The organism is Marinobacterium aestuarii, from assembly GCF_001651805.1.
Classification (GTDB): domain Bacteria; phylum Pseudomonadota; class Gammaproteobacteria; order Pseudomonadales; family Balneatricaceae; genus Marinobacterium_A; species Marinobacterium_A aestuarii.
In genome coordinates this window covers 2,556,444-2,572,595 of sequence record NZ_CP015839.1, presented here as the reverse complement: position 1 = coordinate 2,572,595, position 16,152 = coordinate 2,556,444, and the positions used below count along the sequence as shown (strand labels likewise).

Here is a 16,152-nt window from a genome sequence, read left to right as displayed (position 1 = left end):
CATGACGCTGCTGTTTGTCGCCGATCTGCACCTGCGCCCCGAGCGCCCGGACCTGAGCCAGGCCTTCCTGGCATTTTTGCAACAGGACGCAGCGGGCTGTGATGCCCTCTACCTGCTGGGCGACATCTTTGAAGCCTGGATAGGGGACGATGCGCCCATGCCCGGGCTGGATGCAATCTACGACGAACTGGCAGCGTTATCGGCCCGCGGTACCGCGCTCTACTTTCAGCACGGTAACCGCGACTTTCTGGTGGGGCAGGCGTTTCTGGATACCTTAGGGGCCCGCGCCCTGCCCGATCAGCAGCTTATCAGCGTGCCCGGTGGCCAGGCGTTGCTCATGCATGGCGATCAGCTCTGTACCGACGACACCGAATACCAGGCCTTTCGCGTCCAGGTACGCAATCCCGCTTGGCAGCAACAGCTCCTGTCTCAAACCGTAGAGGAGCGCCTGGCGATCGCCCGACAGCTACGCGCGGCCAGCAAAGCGAGAGGCGCGGAGAAATCCGCCGACATCATGGATGTAAATCCACAGGCGGTCTCAAAAGCGCTGACCGAGGCTGGCGTCAGCCTGCTGATCCATGGCCATACCCACCGCCCCGCCATCCACCAGCATCAGATCATCTCCAATGATGGTGAGCACTCAGGAACCCGTATCGTACTGGGTGACTGGGACAGCCGCGGCTGGTATCTGCAGATCGACAACGACGGCTATCAACTGATCGATTTTCCGATTAAGGAAGCAGCCGTAAGCCGTAAGCCGTAAGCCGTAAGCCGTAAGCCGTAAATAGTTTGTAGCCTGATGAGCCTGCGAATTCCGGGAAACAGGGTAAAACTGCGGCGTTCGAGCAGGCAATCTAATTGCGTGTCCACTTGCGTATAGTCAAATTAGGCTGCGGCATGCTCAAGAAGAGCGCTAAATCCCGATGCTCGTATCGCAGCTCGCCGACGGTACACCGCTGTGAAAGCGGAATTCATCATCGCTCGACAGAATCAGCTCATTCTCGATGCCGCGGAAAAAGGCAACTCGCTCATTAATCGGCTCACCGGCCGCATCTTCGGCCAGCGTCAGGTAATCCTGATAGTGGCGTCCTTCGGATTTCAGCAATGAGCGGTAGAACTTCGCCAGCTCCGCATCCAGCAAGGGACCGATCTTGGCAAAGCGCTCACAGGAACGCGCCTCTATAAAGGCCCCCACGATGAGCACATCGATCAGCCGTTGCGGCTCATGGTTGCGCACCGCCGCCCGCATGCCACCGGCATAACGCGCCGACTGCATATGCTGATACGTAATACCACGGGACTCGATTATCGCCAGCACCTGCTCGAAGTGAATCAGCTCTTCACGCGCCAGGCGCGACATCTTGTTCAGCAGCTCCATGCGATCCACGTAGCGGAACATCAGCGTCATGGCGGTGGATGCCGCTTTCTTCTCGCAGTGCGCATGATCTATCAGCAGCAGCGCCTGATTCTGCAATGCCACCTCAACCCAGGCATCCGGGGTCTCGCAGCCAAGAAAGGTTTTGATTTCGTCGAGGATGTCCATAACTTCACCGCCACTAAAAACGGCGGGCATTATACAGCGGGGAGATGGAAAAGCCTAAAAAAGGGGCAAGGTGAAAGGTGAAAGGTGAAAGGTGAAAGATTTTAGGCATGTCCTCTGGGCACTATCCGACCGGGACGGCCGGCGCGGTCGATCCAGTAGCCCAGCCAGGCGACCAGGCTCAGCTTGTCGATCGTTACCGGCAGCTGCTGCGGGGCCAGCAGGAATATCAGCCCTGTGAGCAGCAACACAATGAAGGTAAAAACGGTAAGGCGCGGCATGTTCAGCCATAGCATCATTTTCCCTTGATTGCTGCCTAGGTGCCCAGTTTAGTCCTAAAACAACGCTGGCTGCACCTTCTTCATATGCAGGCTGCGCTGCTCTTTGATGATGCGGTACACATGTTGGGTGCTGATCTTGTAGCGGCTCGCCAACTCATCCGGCAAGATGCCGCGATCGTGCCGGTCGCGGAACAGCTCCACATCACGCACCGCCTCCCTGATGCGGTCCCCTTTTGGGATATAGACATGCCGGCCGCCGCATCGCGCTCCACGCCGGCCTGGCACAGCCCGATCCAGATGGCGTGCATCACATCGGTCACTCGGCCCTTGGCGCGGGGGCTGTAGTAACCCCGGCGGGTTCGCGGCGAGGCGCCGTTCCTACAAAAACCGAAACTGCGCCAGGGCGGCCTTGCAGTTGTCTTTTTGCGGGTGTTTCATGTCGGTTCAAACCTCGGTTAACACGTTACGTTACATTTTTAGGACTTTATCCTAAGGGCAGATCAGCGCCTGGCTGCTTTACTGCATCTCAGACGCTAATAGCGTCCCAATGGAATGCAGGCAGGCTTAGGATGGCCCGAAACATTCCACGCCGCGCCCCGCTTGAACCTCCAGGGCGCGGCGCCTTGGCTCACCAACCCCTGATATCCATATCCCCTTTTGCTCACCCCTTGCCTGGCCGGGAGCGGATGTATCCCAACGCCTTCAATGCTGAGTCCACTTGCCCTGACATGAGCCGTGCCTGCGCTGCGAGCTGCGCGGCCAGTACCGTCCGGTTGATGACGTACGAGTGGTTTCGCTCTCCTTTGCTATCTTCTGATAGCCAGAAAATTTCTTGGGCTTTGAAAAATGTGCGGACGCTACAACCTGATTGACGATCCCTTCACTCAGGGGTTGCTGGATGAGCTGGGCATCAGCCTGCGCATCCAGACGCGCTATAACCTGGCGCCGACGGAGCAGGTGCCGGTGATACGGCAGGTTGAAGAGAAGAACATACTGCAAGATATGCGCTGGTGGCTGATTCCGCACTGGGCTCAGATACCCGACACACGTTATTCGATGTTCAACGCCAAGGCCGAAACGCTGGCCACCAGCAAGGCTTTTAGCGGCCCGCTCAAGCACCAGCGCTGCATCATACCAGCGTCATCCTTCATCGAGTGGCGCACAGAAGAGGGCCACAAGCAGCCCTATTCCATCCAGCCGATTGACGGAGTCTTTGCCTTTGCAGGCCTTTGGGATCAATGGGGGCATGGCCGCGAAACGATCCTCAGCTGTACCCTGGTCACCACAGCGGCGGCGCCGGGCATGGAGCAGATACACCCGCGCCAGCCGGTGATGCTGCCGCCCGACCTGTGGGCGCGCTGGCTGGACCCGGTCATCGATGGACACCGCCTGATGCCGCTGTTGTCCCCCAGCCTCCCCTGCGCAGTGCAAGTCGTGCCCATTGATCCTGTGATTAATAACAGTCGCCACAAACAGGCGCCCCTCCTTATCGGGCCTGCGTTGTTTCAACTGGATGCCAATTAAGTGTGAGCACAGCAGAGCTGACTCCGTTGCATACTAATATGACGTACCTCGCACTATCCGCTGCTGTTGAACAACGCTCAGCACTTTGGCTCGTCTGCGGCTGGATTATTACAGTCATGCCCTGGCAGAAATATCCACTCGCCGCATTCAATAAAACTCAACGTATATACAGGCCTCTCAAATATCTAATTAACATTAGATGAACAGCCCATAAATAGGTGATATAAAGCGAGCTGGTATATCTTATTGTCGGACAAGGAGTCCCAATTGAACGCCACCAAACTTAAACCATTATCTGTTGCTATCGGTTTTACGCTCTCGCTTAGCGCCCTAACAGCCCATGCAATCCCGGCACCAGCACCTGAAACCACCGTAGAATACGGCGGTTATCAGTATAATTTGACCACTGCCTACACATCGTATACAGCCGATTCAGCGTTGCTGGAATCGCAGCCCTGGTGGGGCGATACTGTGCTGGCTAACGCCCTGATGGACCTGGTGCGTTACGATTTGGGGGATTACTATGGAACTTATCCGGCTTCAGCCGGAGTTAGTGCGTTGATGGGGTATGGACTGGTCTCTGGTTCCGTATCCATATCCTACTGGGACGGAAGCCTCATAGATTGCCCATCAGGTTGTCCGGGTATTGGCGGCTATTACGCTTACATCATCGGCACTCAATCACCCCTCTTTTCACTGCTGGATGTGCAAGCCAGCCTGTTGTCGACAGGCGCGGGCATTCAGGCGGCATTTACAGGCTCTGCACTGGTTATAAACGGCGCCCACAGTCGCCCCATGGCCCGCCGTGTTCCCATCGGCCAGAAAACTTTCTGGGTCGCCGGAGACTGGGGCAAGGATGACCACAACAGCCGCGATGGCGATGTTGCCATGGCCGAGTTTGGCGTTGGCTACAACTATGGTCCGGTACAGGCCAATCTATCTCTTGGCAAAACATGGGCAAATCAGAACCTGATTCAGGGTGGCGAACTCGATATTGATGGCAAGTACCTGATGCTGGAAGGCATCTTCCCTGTTGCGGAAGACCGTGGAATTTATGCGACTCTGGGCGCCTATCGTCAATGGGCAGAGGCTGATATTCGCCGTGGCTACCTCAATATGGGCTCCGTGGAATATTCATCCGCCAGCCCTGACTCGCGGGCATGGGGCCTGAGGGCACGTATCGATTGGGAAGATGCCTTTGCAGCCAACAGCATCCACTTCAGTCCCTACGTAGACCTGACCTATAGCAAAAGCAAACTCGATGGCTACACCGAAACCGGCGGCAGCTTCCCCGCACAGTTTGATAACCGCGCAGAAGGCGTGACTGAGTTGCGTGCGGGCATTAACTCAGCCATGGCACTGGGCGCATCCGGTTTTGACTTTATCGCCAATATCGAAGCGGCGCACCGGTTCGATGATAAAGCAGGCGGCACTTCGGGTGAGGTTGTTGGCTCTTTCTCATTTGATCTGGCCGGCGAGAAATACGATCAGAACTGGCTCAAGGCGGGCGTTGGGGTTGAAGGTCAATTCGCCAGTGGCAAAGCCTCTGTCATGCTCAACGGCACAACAGAAGGTGCAGCACCCAGCTCCTGGGTAGCCGCTTCATACCAAATGGCATTCTAAACCTGTAAAGAATCGTCGCCACTGAAAGCCGGCCTTGATGCCGGCTTTTTTGCATCCCATAGACACGACATTGATTATGCCAGGCCTATTTTCGAACGAGCACCTGCAAGGTACAGCGCCCGCATTCATGCTGCACTTTGCAGGCGAAGCCCTAAAACGGACTTCGCTCTTTATGTGTGCCCATGAGACTCCCGGGAGCGTGCCGAATAATTATTCGAGAATCGAATAAGACTCATCAAAATATTTAATTTGTGAATACTACTGTTGGTTCTATACAGTATGAACACCGACTCATTCCAGCGAGCGGCGCCCAGGCGTTCACTTTACACGCCTTAGCCACTTGCCCGAATCTCGGCCCCCTTACCCGGCTCCTCCAGTGAAGGCATATAGAGTTCAGGACAGGGCGACCGCGGATCAAGACCACCAACCAAAGAGGCATTCATGTCTAAAACCAGCTATTACGCCCCGCAGGGCGGGCATCCAAGCCAGCACGAACTGCTGACCGACCGCGCGATGTTCACCGAAGCCTACGCCGTTATTCCCAAGGGGGTCATGCGGGACATCGTCACCAGCCACTTGCCCTTCTGGGACAACACCCGGCTGTGGGTACTGGCGCGACCGCTGTCCGGTTTCGCCGAAACCTTCTCCCAGTACATTGTCGAAGTCAGCCCCGGCGGCGGTAGCGACAAGCCGGAGCAGGATCCGAACGCAGAAGCCGTTCTCTTCGTGGTCGAGGGGGAAGTCGAGCTGACGCTGCAAGGCACCCTGCATCGCCTGCAGCCGGGCGGTTATGCCTTCATCCCGCCGGGAGCCGACTGGCGTCTTCGCAACAACAGCGATCAGGCGGTACGCTTTCACTGGATTCGCAAGGACTACCAGGCGGTCGAAGGCGTGCCCTACCCCGAAGCCTTCGTCACCAACGAACAGGATATCGAGCCAATCCCGATGCCCGACACCGACGGTCGCTGGGTCACCTCCCGCTTCGTCGACATGAGCGACATGCGCCATGACATGCATGTCAATATCGTCACCTTCGAGCCGGGCTGCGTTATCCCCTTTGCCGAAACCCATGTCATGGAGCACGGCCTCTATGTGCTCGAAGGCAAGGCGGTCTATCGCCTGAACCAGGACTGGGTCGAGGTCGAGGCCGGGGACTTCATGTGGCTGCGCGCCTTCTGCCCCCAGGCCTGTTACGCCGGTGGCCCGGGCCGCTTCCGCTACCTGCTGTACAAAGACGTCAACCGCCACATGAACCTGCGCCTCAACGCGCCACGCTAAACGGTTCTATTCCCAAGCCCCGCCCGCACCGCCGGCGGGGCTTTTTGGATGCGGCGTTTAGGCGGGAAAGTACGCAGCCTATACTGAGTTCCCGTGCAGCCCGTACCCAGGCAAGGTCGGGCTGGGGCATTGCCTGCCAGCCCCCATCAGCACCGGCTCTCTTCAACTTCGAGGAAACCAGCCTTCCACCCCAAAACATCAATTTTTAATCAGGCACGCTCGATCAGTAACGCACAAAGGGGCTGGTTGATGTAGGAGTTTGCACGCCCAACCTTCTCCTTGCGCAAAAAGTTATGCTCAACCAATTGTTCCAGATATTTGGTCGCAGTAATGCGTGACACCGCCAAATCATCCATCACAAATTCGATCTTGGTATAGGGATGATTAAACAGATTATTCAGTAATTCCTGCCGATAGATTTTGGGCAGTTCATCGCGCATACGGTGCTTGTAGTGACGCATCAACTGCTTCATTTCTGTGATGAGCGCAATAGTCGCCTGCGCTGTGTCGACAATGCCATCAAGCATGTAGAGCAACCACGGCTCCCACTGCCCGGACTCCCTGACATGCTGCAGTTGCTGGTAGTAATCGGCTTTGTGTCGAATGATAAAACGGCTTAAATAAAGCACCGGGAGATTAAGCAGGTCTTTCGCAACAAGATACAGAATATTGAGGATTCGCCCGGTACGACCATTGCCATCATAAAACGGATGAATACTTTCGAATTGATGATGAATGATGGCCATTTTCACCAGCGGGTCGGCATCGCAAAGCGCGTCGTCGTTTATGTATTCCACCAGGTTCGCCATCAGCGCCTCGATTTGGTCCCCATTCTGCGGCGGGGTGTTGACGATCTCACCGGTGCGGGCGTTTTTAAGCTCAGTACCGGGCAAACGCCTCAGGCCAGCGCGGTTTTTTTCCAAATGCTGCTGTATCGTCAGGATGTCATTCAGCCGGATGAGTTTTTGCTGACGTACGGTTTGAAAGCCCTGCTTTAGCGCAAAGGCATAGTCTTGCACCTCTTTCGCCGCGGCATGGGTGACGGTTTCCGCAAACAGGCTGGCCTTGTAGATTTCATCGTGAGTCGTAACGATGTTTTCGATTTCGGAGCTGTCTTTTGCTTCCTGCAAGCTCAGCGTATTGATCAGGATCGCCTCATTCGGAATACTGGCAGCCACCCCCTTGAGCTCGGCGAGGAAGCGATGCGCCTGCGCCGTCTTCTTGAGCACTGCACGGGTTTCCAGCGCAGCAATGTTCGCAAGAGGCAGATTCGGTATCCGAGTGACCATTCGCTGTTCCAATCCATTGTTCAGAGTTCTTCATTAACTATACATAGGCCGAAGAACATGTATATATTTTTCAGAAAACTATACATATAGTTCGATACGCATATAAATTTATCGGATTTCTATACAGCACAAAGGCCAGAGAGCGTCTGAACAGACACCCTGCTGGCCTTGATAATCCGGTTCCTTGAAACATGCACCCCAAACCGGCCGCTGGAAAACCACCGGCTCAGGGCGCTCCAGCATTTACCCCAGCTTGATCCAGGTGGTTTTCAACTGGGTGAACTTGTCCAGCGCGTGCAGTGACAGGTCGCGCCCGAAGCCGGACTGTTTGTAACCGCCAAAGGGCGTGCTGAAGTCCAGCGCATCCGTGGTGTTCACCGATACCGTACCGGCCCGCAGCTTGCGGGCGACACGGTGGGCACGGTTGAGGTTCGTGGTCCAGACCGAGGCGGCCAGGCCATAGATGGAATCATTGGCAATCTGCAGCGCCTGGGCTTCATCATCAAAGACGATCACGGCGGCCACCGGTCCGAACACTTCATCCCGGGCAATGGACATATCCGCTGTCACGCCATCAAAGATGGTCGGGGCCACCTGGTTGCTGCCAGTATCACCGCTGCCACCGGTGAGCAGCCGGGCCCCCTCCTGCTGCGCCCTGTCGATATGCTGGCGCACGCCGCTGGCGTGATTGCTGTCGATCAGCGCGCCCACACGGGTATCAGTGTCCAGCGGGTCACCGACTTTCAGCGCGCGCGCCCTGGCGACAAACTTCTCAACAAAGGCAGCATGGATACTGCGCTCCACCAGGATGCGCGAATTGGCCGAGCAGACTTCACCCTGGTTGAAGAAGATACCATTGGCGGCATTTTCCACCGCCGCATCCAGGTCACAGTCGGCAAAGATCAGGTTCGGGCTCTTGCCGCCGGTTTCCGGCCACACCTGTTTCATATTGGATTGCGCCGCGTAGCCCATAAACAGCTTGCCCACGGCGGTGGAGCCGGTAAAGGCCAGGCAGTCCACATCCATGTGCAGCCCCAGCGCCTTGCCCACCACTTCGCCGAGCCCGGTGACCACGTTGAGCACGCCATCGGGCAGGCCCGCTTCCTTAGCCAGTTCCGCCAGGCGCAGTGCCGTGAGCGGCGACTGTTCCGCCGGTTTCAGCACCACCGAGTTGCCGCTGATCAGCGCCGGCGCCAGCTTCCAGGCGGCGATATCCAGAGGGAAATTCCAGGGCACCACCGCTGCCACCACGCCCACGGGTTCGCGGGTGATGGTGGCGATGTTGTTGCCATCGGTCGGGGCCACTTCGCCGTAGAGCTTGTCGGCGGCCTCGGCATACCACTCGAAACAGCCGGCCGCACCCTGGATGTCGATATTCAGCGCTTCCTGCACCGGCTTGCCGACATTAAGGGTTTCCAGCAGCGCCAGCTCGTCGGCGTTGTCCCGAATCAGTGCCGCCAGGCGCTTGATCACCGTCTTGCGCTGCGCCGGCGAGGCATCGGACCAGACGCCCGCCTCGAAACTGCGCCGTGCCACCCGTACCGCGGTATCCACATCAGCGCTGCTGCAGGCACTCATCTGCGCCAGCAGCGCACCGGTAGCCGGGTTGCGGGTCTCATAGGTCTGACCATCGCTGGCGGGCACGAAACGGCCATCGATCCAGGCCTGGGTGCGCAATTCGGTGCTGGCCTGCAGGCCAAGCCAGTAATCCTTGTTCTTGTCCGTCATGGGGTTCTCCTTGGAGTCAGGCAACGGTTGTCATTTGGCTGGTTTTTTTCAGGCGCCGCGGCTGGGTCATGTTTTCCGCGCTGAGGATGTCATCCAGTTCCAGCTCGGTTAACAGGCCTTCAGCCAGCACGATGTCGCGCACGCTCTGGCCGCTTTGAACCGCCTGCTTGGCGATACGGCTGGCGTTCTCATAGCCCAGGCAGGGGTTCAGGGCCGTGATAATGCCGATACTGTTGTTTACCATGTCGCGGCAGCGCTCGCGGTTGGCACTGATACCGCTGATACACTTGTCCGCCAGGGTACGGATGGCGCGGATCTGCAGCTGCAGCGACTGCAGAACATTGAAGGCAATCACCGGCTCCATCACGTTCAGCTGCAACTGGCCGGCCTCCGCCGCCATGGTGACCGTAATGTCATTGCCGATCACCTGGTAGGCCACCTGGTTCACCATTTCCGGGATCACCGGGTTCACCTTTCCCGGCATGATGGAACTGCCCGGCTGCATGGGCGGCAGATTGATTTCCTGCAAGCCGGCCCGGGGCCCGCTGGAAAGCAGGCGCAGGTCATTACACACCTTGGACAGCTTGATGGCGTTGCGTTTCAACACGCTGGAAAAGGTAACAAAGGCTCCCATGTCCGAGGTGGCCTCGATCAGGTTGCGCGCCGGCACCAGCGACCTGCCGGAAATACGGCACAGCTCCTCGATCACCAGGCTGGAGTATTCCGGGTCTGTGTTGATGCCGGTACCGATGGCGGTGGCGCCCATGTTGATCTCGCGAAAGTACTCCACCACATCGCGCATTTCCTCGATATCTTCCTTCAGGGTGGCGTACCAGCCGCCAAACTCCTGCCCCAAGGTAATGGGCACGGCATCCTGCAACTGGGTGCGACCCATCTTGATCACATCGGAAAACTCCACCGACTTGTGCTTGAGCTCGTAGCACAGGTCCCCCAGCGCCTGGGTATAGCCTTCGTAACTGAGCAGAATGCACAGGCGGATGGCGCTGGGGTACACATCGTTGGTGGACTGGGACAGGTTGACGTGATTGTTGGGGTGCAGGTACTGGTACTCGCCCCGGGCATGGCCCATGAGCTCCAGCGCCCGGTTGGCGATCACTTCGTTGGCATTCATGTTGGTTGAGGTACCGGCGCCGCCCTGGATCACGTCCACTACGAAATGCTCGTGCCAGCGCCCGGCGATGATCTCATCACAGGCCTGGCAGATCGCTTCGCTGCGCGGCCCATCCAGCTGTCCCAGCCGGCGATTGGCCAGGGCGGCGGCCTTTTTCACCATCGCCAGGGCGATCACGAGCTTGGGAAAGTGCTCCAGCCTGATACCGGTAACTTCAAAGTTCTCCACCGCGCGCAGGGTCTGGACACCGTAATAGGCACTGTGGGGCACATCCCGCTCGCCCAGCAGGTCTTTTTCCCGCCGTATCAGCGGGGGTTGCTGGCGATCGCTGCAGGACGGCGTTGCCCGCTCGGGGGCCGGGGGACGGGCTGAAGACCCGGATGCATTTTTGCCACCTGACAGGGCGTCAGGCAGGGCGCTGTCCGGGGCTTCACCGGCCTGAGCCGAGGGCGCTGCGTTTTTGTTCGGCTTCTTGTTGTTGGCGTTCATGGGCTACTCCGATGCAGTCTCGACATCGCTGGCTGGTCTTGGGATGGAAACTCAAACAAGGCGTTCGATGTTTCACCCCACCAGCGTAAAAAGCGCACCAGCATTTGTAAAATATCTTAATTGTTTCATTTGCATTTGTATTTGCTATGCAGAGACATCCAACGCCTCAACCGGGCACCCAGGCTTTCAGTCGATCAGCAACCGGTAAAAGCGCTTGTCCTCAAACACACTGCTCGACAAGTCCCGCACCTGTTCCTCCAGCTGCTTGATAAAGGCGCCCGCCGCGGGCGTGAGGCGAAACTGCGACAGCCGCGCCACGCCCATGCGCAGAGGGCGCAGTTTCTCCGTCAGCGGTATGGCCACCAGCTCAGTACCGTCAAACGCCAGATTACAGGCCATGGGGCTGTTGAACAGTGTATAGCCAAAACCGTTACCCACCAGGCCGCGCACCATGCCAAGGGACTCGGCCGGGTAGGCAAAGTTGGGCTCCAGCTCCAGGCTCAGAAACAGCGAATAAAAATACTCCCGGCTCATGGGCCAGTCGAGCAGCACCATGGGCAGCGGCGCCAGTTCCGCCAGCGAAACTTCCCTGCGGTCCGCCAGGGGGTGGTCCCGCCCCACCACCGCATAGGGCGGAAACTCCATCAGCGGCTCGAACTCGATATCCGCCGGAATCTGCATGTCATAGGTCAGGGCAAGCTCGTAGCGGCCATCGTGCAGGCTCTGAATAATGTCCTTCTGGTGCTTCTCGTCGCAGTGCACCTTCACCGCCGGATAGGCATCGACAAAGCGCTTGATCAGCCCGGGCACCAGTATGGGTGTAAAGGTCGGGAAACCGACGATGCGCAGGGAACCGGCCACATCACTGCCCAGGGTGCTGGCGTAGTGTACCAACCCGTCGGCTTCGGCCAGCAGCTGTTTGGCCTTGCGCAGGAACTGGCGGCCGGAGGGCGTCAGGGACAGCCCCTGGGCATGGTGACGCACGAACAGCTGCAGGTCGGTGACATCTTCCAGATGCAGGATCGCCGAGGAAATGGAGGGCTGAGACACATGCAGCGCCTCGGCGGCCTTGGTGACACTGCTCATCTCGCCGGCGACGACAAAATAGCGCAGGTGTTTGAGGGTAAATCGCATCGAGGCTCTCCTGTTTTTGTCTGTGCTGCTTGCGATACCTATCCAATACTCACCGGCGTGCTGCTGATGGTGGTGCTGTCAGTACCCTGAAGCGGCGTTTTTGCCACTGTATCAAAAAAACAAATCCCACTGTTAGGTTAATAATATTTTAACAATGCAAGACCACGACATAGTCTGTTCCCAACAACGAAGGCAAGGCATGACCGGCCTGACACAAACCGCCATCCAGAAGGACACAGACATGACTACAGAAAAAATAGAAATAGACACGCTTGTTGTCGGCGCAGGTCAAGCCGGCGTCGCCATGAGTGAACACCTGAGCGCACTTGGCGTTCCCCACCTGGTACTGGAGCGCAACCGCATCGCGGAAAAATGGCGCACCGGCCGCTGGGACTCCCTGGTCGCCAACGGCCCCGTCTGGCATGACCGCTTCCCCGGCATGGAATTCGACGAACTGGATCCCGATGCCTTTGCCTCCAAGGAGCGCGTTGCCGACTACTTCGAAGCCTACGCGAAAAAATTCAATGCGCCTGTGCGTACCGGCGTGGAAGTCAGGTCGGTGAATCGCAACGAGGACCGTCCGGGCTTCACCATCGAAACCTCCGAGGGCGTCATCGAAGCCAACCGCGTGGTGGCCGCCACCGGGCCTTTCCAGCGCCCGGTGATCCCGCCGATCGCGCCCACGGATAGCAGCGTCCAGCAGATGCATTCCGCCGAGTACCGCAACCCCGCACAACTGCCAGAGGGCGCGGTACTGGTGGTGGGCGCAGGCTCTTCCGGTGTGCAGATTGCAGACGAACTGCAGCGCGCCGGCAAGCAGGTCTACCTCTCCGTGGGCGCCCATGACCGTCCGCCGCGGGCCTACCGCAACCGGGATTTTTGCTGGTGGCTCGGCGTGCTGGGCGAGTGGGATGCCGAAATCATGCAGCCTGGCAAAGAGCACGTCACCATTGCCGTAAGCGGTGCCCACGGCGGCCAGACCATCGACTTCCGGGCGCTGGCGCACCAGGGCATGAAGCTCGTGGGGCTGACCAAGGGCTTCACTGACGGTGTGGCAACTTTCGAGTCCAACCTGGCCGAGAACCTCGCCCGGGGTGATGAAAGCTACCTGGCGCTGCTGGATGCGGCCGACGCCTATATCGCGCGCAACGGCCTCGACCTGCCCGAAGAGCCCGAGGCCCGCAACCGCCTGCCGGACCCTGAGTGCGTCAGCAACCCGATTCTGCAGCTGGACCTGGCCGAGGCCGGCGTCACCTCGATCATCTGGGCCACCGGCTTTGCGGTGGACTACAACTGGCTCAAGGTCAACGCCTTCGATGCCAGCGGCAAACCACAGCACCAGCGCGGCGTATCAACGGAGCCCGGCATCTATTTCGTGGGATTGCCCTGGCTGTCACGCCGCGGTTCCAGCTTTATCTGGGGCGTCTGGCACGATGCAAAACACATTGCGGGCCATATCGCTACTCAACGCCAGTACCTCGACTATCGCGATGCCGAGCAACGCCAGTCGTAACAACTGTCGTAACAACAATCCCGGGGCAGACTCAATTGCCTGCACCGGTGCTTGCCCTTTATTACACACAATCGCTGGAGCAGGTTAATGCCGACCCATACACGTATTCGCATGTTCAACACCAAAGTTACCTACCCCAACCAGACGCTGGACAACGATCTTTGTCAGGCGGTTCGGGCCGGTAATACCGTTTATGTCCGCGGCCAGGTAGGTACCGACTTCGAAGGCCGGCTCGTTGGCCTGGGCGATCCGCGCGCCCAGTCCGAGCAGGCCATGAAAAACGTCAAGCAGTTGCTCGAAGAAGCCGGCTCCGACATGTCCCATATCGTCAAGACCACTACCTACATCACCGACCCGCGCTTTCGCGAGCCCGTGTACCGCGAAGTGGGCAAATGGCTCAAGGGTGTGTTTCCCATCTCCACCGGGCTGGTGGTTGCAGGTCTGGCCCAGCCGGAGTGGCTGATGGAAATTGACGTCATCGCTGTCATTCCCGACGCGGAGGCACCATGACCTTTTCCGTTGCAGGCTACTGCCCTGATACCGGCATGCTCGGCTGTGCCATTACCTCGTCCAGCATTTGCGTCACCAGCCGCTGCGCCTGGGTCGCCAGCGGCACCGGTGTTGCCCTGACCCAGAACGTCACCAACCCGGCGCTGGGCTCCCTGGGCCTGGAACTGCTGCGCGAGGGCCTCTCGCCGGAAGAGATTCTCAAGGCCCAGGCCCAGGCGGATACCGACATCGAGTGGCGCCAGCTGGGTGTACTCAATGCACGGGGTGACACTGCGACCTTCAGCGGCGCCCGGGCACTGGGAATCCACGCCACGGCCCAGGGCCAGCACTGCCTGGCCATGGGTAACCTGCTGGCCAACGACGCCGTCCCCCAGGCCATGGTCAGGACCTTTGAAAGCAGCCGCGGCCACCTGGCGGAGCGCCTGCTACAGGCACTGGAAGCGGGCCTGGCGGCGGGCGGCGAGATGGGCCCGGTGTACTCCGCGGGCCTAAAAGTCAGTGCCGAACCCAGCTGGCCGGTGGTGGACCTGCGCGCCGACTGGCACGGGACGCCCATTGCCGAGCTGCGTACCCTCTGGACGCTCTACGAGCCCCAGATGCAGGCGTACATCACCCGCGCCAGCAACCCGTCGGATGCGGAGTCCTTCGGCGTGCCCGGCGACGAGTAAACGGCGTTAGCACAGGCCCCGCCTGCACAGTGGCGGGGGCCTGTGTTCGCATACAGCGGCTGTACAACCCGGCGGCATATGCGCCGCCATGAATTAAGTTTTTTGATACTAAACAAAGATTAAAAATATTTTAAGAATCCAGAGCCATCCCCTAGTCTGGATTCAACATCGCCGACCCGCCAGGCGCCCGGAGACTGCATGAACGACCTGATGAATGATGCCGCCACAGTGCACATTTTGCGAAAGCTGATCAGCTTCGATACCACCAGCGCCCACTCGAACCTGGCACTGCTGGCCTGGGTACAGGATTACCTGCGCAGTCATGGCGTAGAGAGCCAGCTGATCCACAACGACGACAACACCAAGGCCAACCTCTACGCGACCCTGGGTCCTGCCGACAAGGCCGGTGTCATGCTGTCCGGCCATACCGATACGGTCCCGGTCACCGGCCAGAACTGGACCCGCCCCCCCCATGAACTCAGCGATGAAGACGGCCGCTTTTACGGTCGCGGTACCGCCGACATGAAGGGCTTTATCGCCGTGGCACTGGCCGCCGTACCCGCCATGCAGGCTGCCCGGCTGCAAACGCCCATCCACCTGGCCCTGTCTTATGACGAAGAAATCGGCTGCGTGGGCGTGCGCCGCATGATCCACATGCTGGCACAGCAGCCGGTCAAGCCGGCGCTGTGCATCATCGGCGAACCGACAGGCCTGCAGGTGGTTAACAAGCACAAGGGCAAGCTTGCCGCGCGCGTGACCGTGCAGGGCAAGGCCTGTCATTCCGGCATGGCGCCCCAGGGGGTCAATGCGGTGAACTATGCCGCCCGCCTGATCGGCTGGCTGGAGCAGCAGGCCCAGCTACGCCAGCAGCAGGGCCCCTTCGAAGAGGGCTACGACATCCCCTTCAGTACCGTTCATACCGGCACCGTTCAGGGTGGCCAGGCATTGAACATAGTCCCGCAGCACTGCAGTTTCCTGTTCGAGATGCGCAACATCGCCGCCGAGGATCCCCACGACCTGCTGGCCCAGCTGCGCACCGAAGCCGGCAACCTTGAACGCGAAATGCGCCGGGTCGATGACAGCTGCCGTATCGATATCGACATCACTACCGAATACCCCGGTCTCAGCACGGCCGAGGACGGCGAGGCAATCACCTTCGTGCGCCAGCTGACCAACCAGGCCGATGCGCCCCTTGGCAATATCAACTTCGGCACCGAAGGCGGGCTTTTCAGCCAGGCACTGCAGGTGCCCACGGTGGTATGCGGCCCCGGCAGCATGGATCAAGGGCACAAACCCGATGAATACATCGAGCTTTCGCAACTGCAGCAATGCCAAACCTTCATGCAGCGCCTGATAGAGCGCCTCAGCCTTCAGTAATTCAGCCCAGGGAGCAGACACCTGCGTTACAGCAATGCCGTCATGGCAGCGGTGCTATGCCGGCAA

Annotated in this window: 15 protein-coding genes; 8 read left to right on the top strand and 7 right to left on the bottom strand. The window is 58.9% G+C overall.

The window, feature by feature from the left end:
• The first annotated feature begins 1 nt into the window (after window position 1).
• A complete protein-coding gene (locus tag A8C75_RS11310; RefSeq protein WP_067382140.1) occupies window positions 2–763 on the top strand; it encodes a UDP-2,3-diacylglucosamine diphosphatase in 762 nt (253 codons plus the stop codon).
• A gap of 150 nt (window positions 764–913) precedes the next feature.
• On the opposite strand, the gene A8C75_RS11305 is transcribed toward A8C75_RS11310, so the two are convergent.
• The 3 genes from A8C75_RS11305 to A8C75_RS23035 form a co-directional block, all read right to left on the bottom strand.
• Window positions 914–1,543, bottom strand: a complete 630-nt coding sequence (locus A8C75_RS11305) for a MiaE family protein (RefSeq protein WP_193788196.1) — start codon at window positions 1,541–1,543, stop codon at window positions 914–916.
• A gap of 101 nt (window positions 1,544–1,644) precedes the next feature.
• Window positions 1,645–1,839: a putative holin gene (locus A8C75_RS11300; protein WP_067382135.1), complete on the bottom strand. Its 195-nt coding sequence runs from the start codon at window positions 1,837–1,839 to the stop codon at window positions 1,645–1,647.
• A 36-nt stretch (window positions 1,840–1,875) separates the two neighbouring features.
• Window positions 1,876–2,106: a Mor transcription activator family protein gene (locus A8C75_RS23035; protein ID WP_157890267.1), complete on the bottom strand. Its 231-nt coding sequence runs from the start codon at window positions 2,104–2,106 to the stop codon at window positions 1,876–1,878.
• 561 nt (window positions 2,107–2,667) lie between these two features.
• On the opposite strand from A8C75_RS23035, the gene A8C75_RS11295 reads away from it, so the two are divergent.
• The 3 genes from A8C75_RS11295 to A8C75_RS11285 all read left to right on the top strand — a co-directional run bounded on the left by A8C75_RS11295 (window position 2,668) and on the right by A8C75_RS11285 (window position 6,246).
• Window positions 2,668–3,345: an SOS response-associated peptidase gene (locus A8C75_RS11295; protein WP_067382133.1), complete on the top strand. Its 678-nt coding sequence runs from the start codon at window positions 2,668–2,670 to the stop codon at window positions 3,343–3,345.
• A 267-nt stretch (window positions 3,346–3,612) separates the two neighbouring features.
• Window positions 3,613–4,968: an autotransporter outer membrane beta-barrel domain-containing protein gene (locus A8C75_RS11290; RefSeq protein WP_157890266.1), complete on the top strand. Its 1,356-nt coding sequence runs from the start codon at window positions 3,613–3,615 to the stop codon at window positions 4,966–4,968.
• A gap of 441 nt (window positions 4,969–5,409) precedes the next feature.
• A complete protein-coding gene (locus A8C75_RS11285; protein ID WP_067382130.1) occupies window positions 5,410–6,246 on the top strand; it encodes a bifunctional allantoicase/(S)-ureidoglycine aminohydrolase in 837 nt (278 codons plus the stop codon).
• Between the two features lie 209 nt (window positions 6,247–6,455).
• On the opposite strand, the gene A8C75_RS11280 is transcribed toward A8C75_RS11285, so the two are convergent.
• From A8C75_RS11280 to A8C75_RS11265, 4 genes are all read right to left on the bottom strand, one after another.
• Complete coding sequence (locus tag A8C75_RS11280; RefSeq protein WP_067382127.1) at window positions 6,456–7,535, bottom strand: Fic family protein; 1,080 nt, start codon at window positions 7,533–7,535, stop codon at window positions 6,456–6,458.
• 243 nt (window positions 7,536–7,778) lie between these two features.
• On the bottom strand, window positions 7,779–9,263 hold the full coding sequence (locus tag A8C75_RS11275) for an aldehyde dehydrogenase (protein WP_067382124.1): 1,485 nt from the start codon (window positions 9,261–9,263) through the stop codon (window positions 7,779–7,781).
• A 16-nt stretch (window positions 9,264–9,279) separates the two neighbouring features.
• Complete coding sequence (aspA, locus tag A8C75_RS11270) at window positions 9,280–10,884, bottom strand: aspartate ammonia-lyase (RefSeq protein WP_084783998.1); 1,605 nt, start codon at window positions 10,882–10,884, stop codon at window positions 9,280–9,282.
• Between the two features lie 186 nt (window positions 10,885–11,070).
• On the bottom strand, window positions 11,071–12,018 hold the full coding sequence (locus A8C75_RS11265) for a LysR family transcriptional regulator (protein WP_067382121.1): 948 nt from the start codon (window positions 12,016–12,018) through the stop codon (window positions 11,071–11,073).
• Between the two features lie 241 nt (window positions 12,019–12,259).
• Between A8C75_RS11265 and A8C75_RS11260 the strand changes: the two genes are divergently transcribed.
• The 4 genes from A8C75_RS11260 to argE all read left to right on the top strand — a co-directional run bounded on the left by A8C75_RS11260 (window position 12,260) and on the right by argE (window position 16,086).
• The gene (locus tag A8C75_RS11260; RefSeq protein WP_067387223.1) at window positions 12,260–13,531 is read left to right on the top strand and encodes a flavin-containing monooxygenase; all 1,272 of its coding nucleotides are present in this window, start codon (window positions 12,260–12,262) and stop codon (window positions 13,529–13,531) included.
• Window positions 13,532–13,618: 87 nt separating this feature from the next.
• Window positions 13,619–14,041: a RidA family protein gene (locus tag A8C75_RS11255; RefSeq protein ID WP_067382118.1), complete on the top strand. Its 423-nt coding sequence runs from the start codon at window positions 13,619–13,621 to the stop codon at window positions 14,039–14,041.
• Window positions 14,038–14,709 (top strand): DUF1028 domain-containing protein, encoded by a 672-nt coding sequence (locus A8C75_RS11250; protein WP_067382115.1) that lies wholly within the window; start codon window positions 14,038–14,040, stop codon window positions 14,707–14,709. Before A8C75_RS11255 ends, A8C75_RS11250 begins: the two co-directional genes overlap by 4 nt.
• 198 nt (window positions 14,710–14,907) lie before the next feature.
• Entirely contained in the window at window positions 14,908–16,086 is a 1,179-nt protein-coding gene (gene argE / locus A8C75_RS11245) for an acetylornithine deacetylase (RefSeq protein WP_227819892.1), read from the top strand.
• Window positions 16,087–16,152 lie beyond the last annotated feature (66 nt).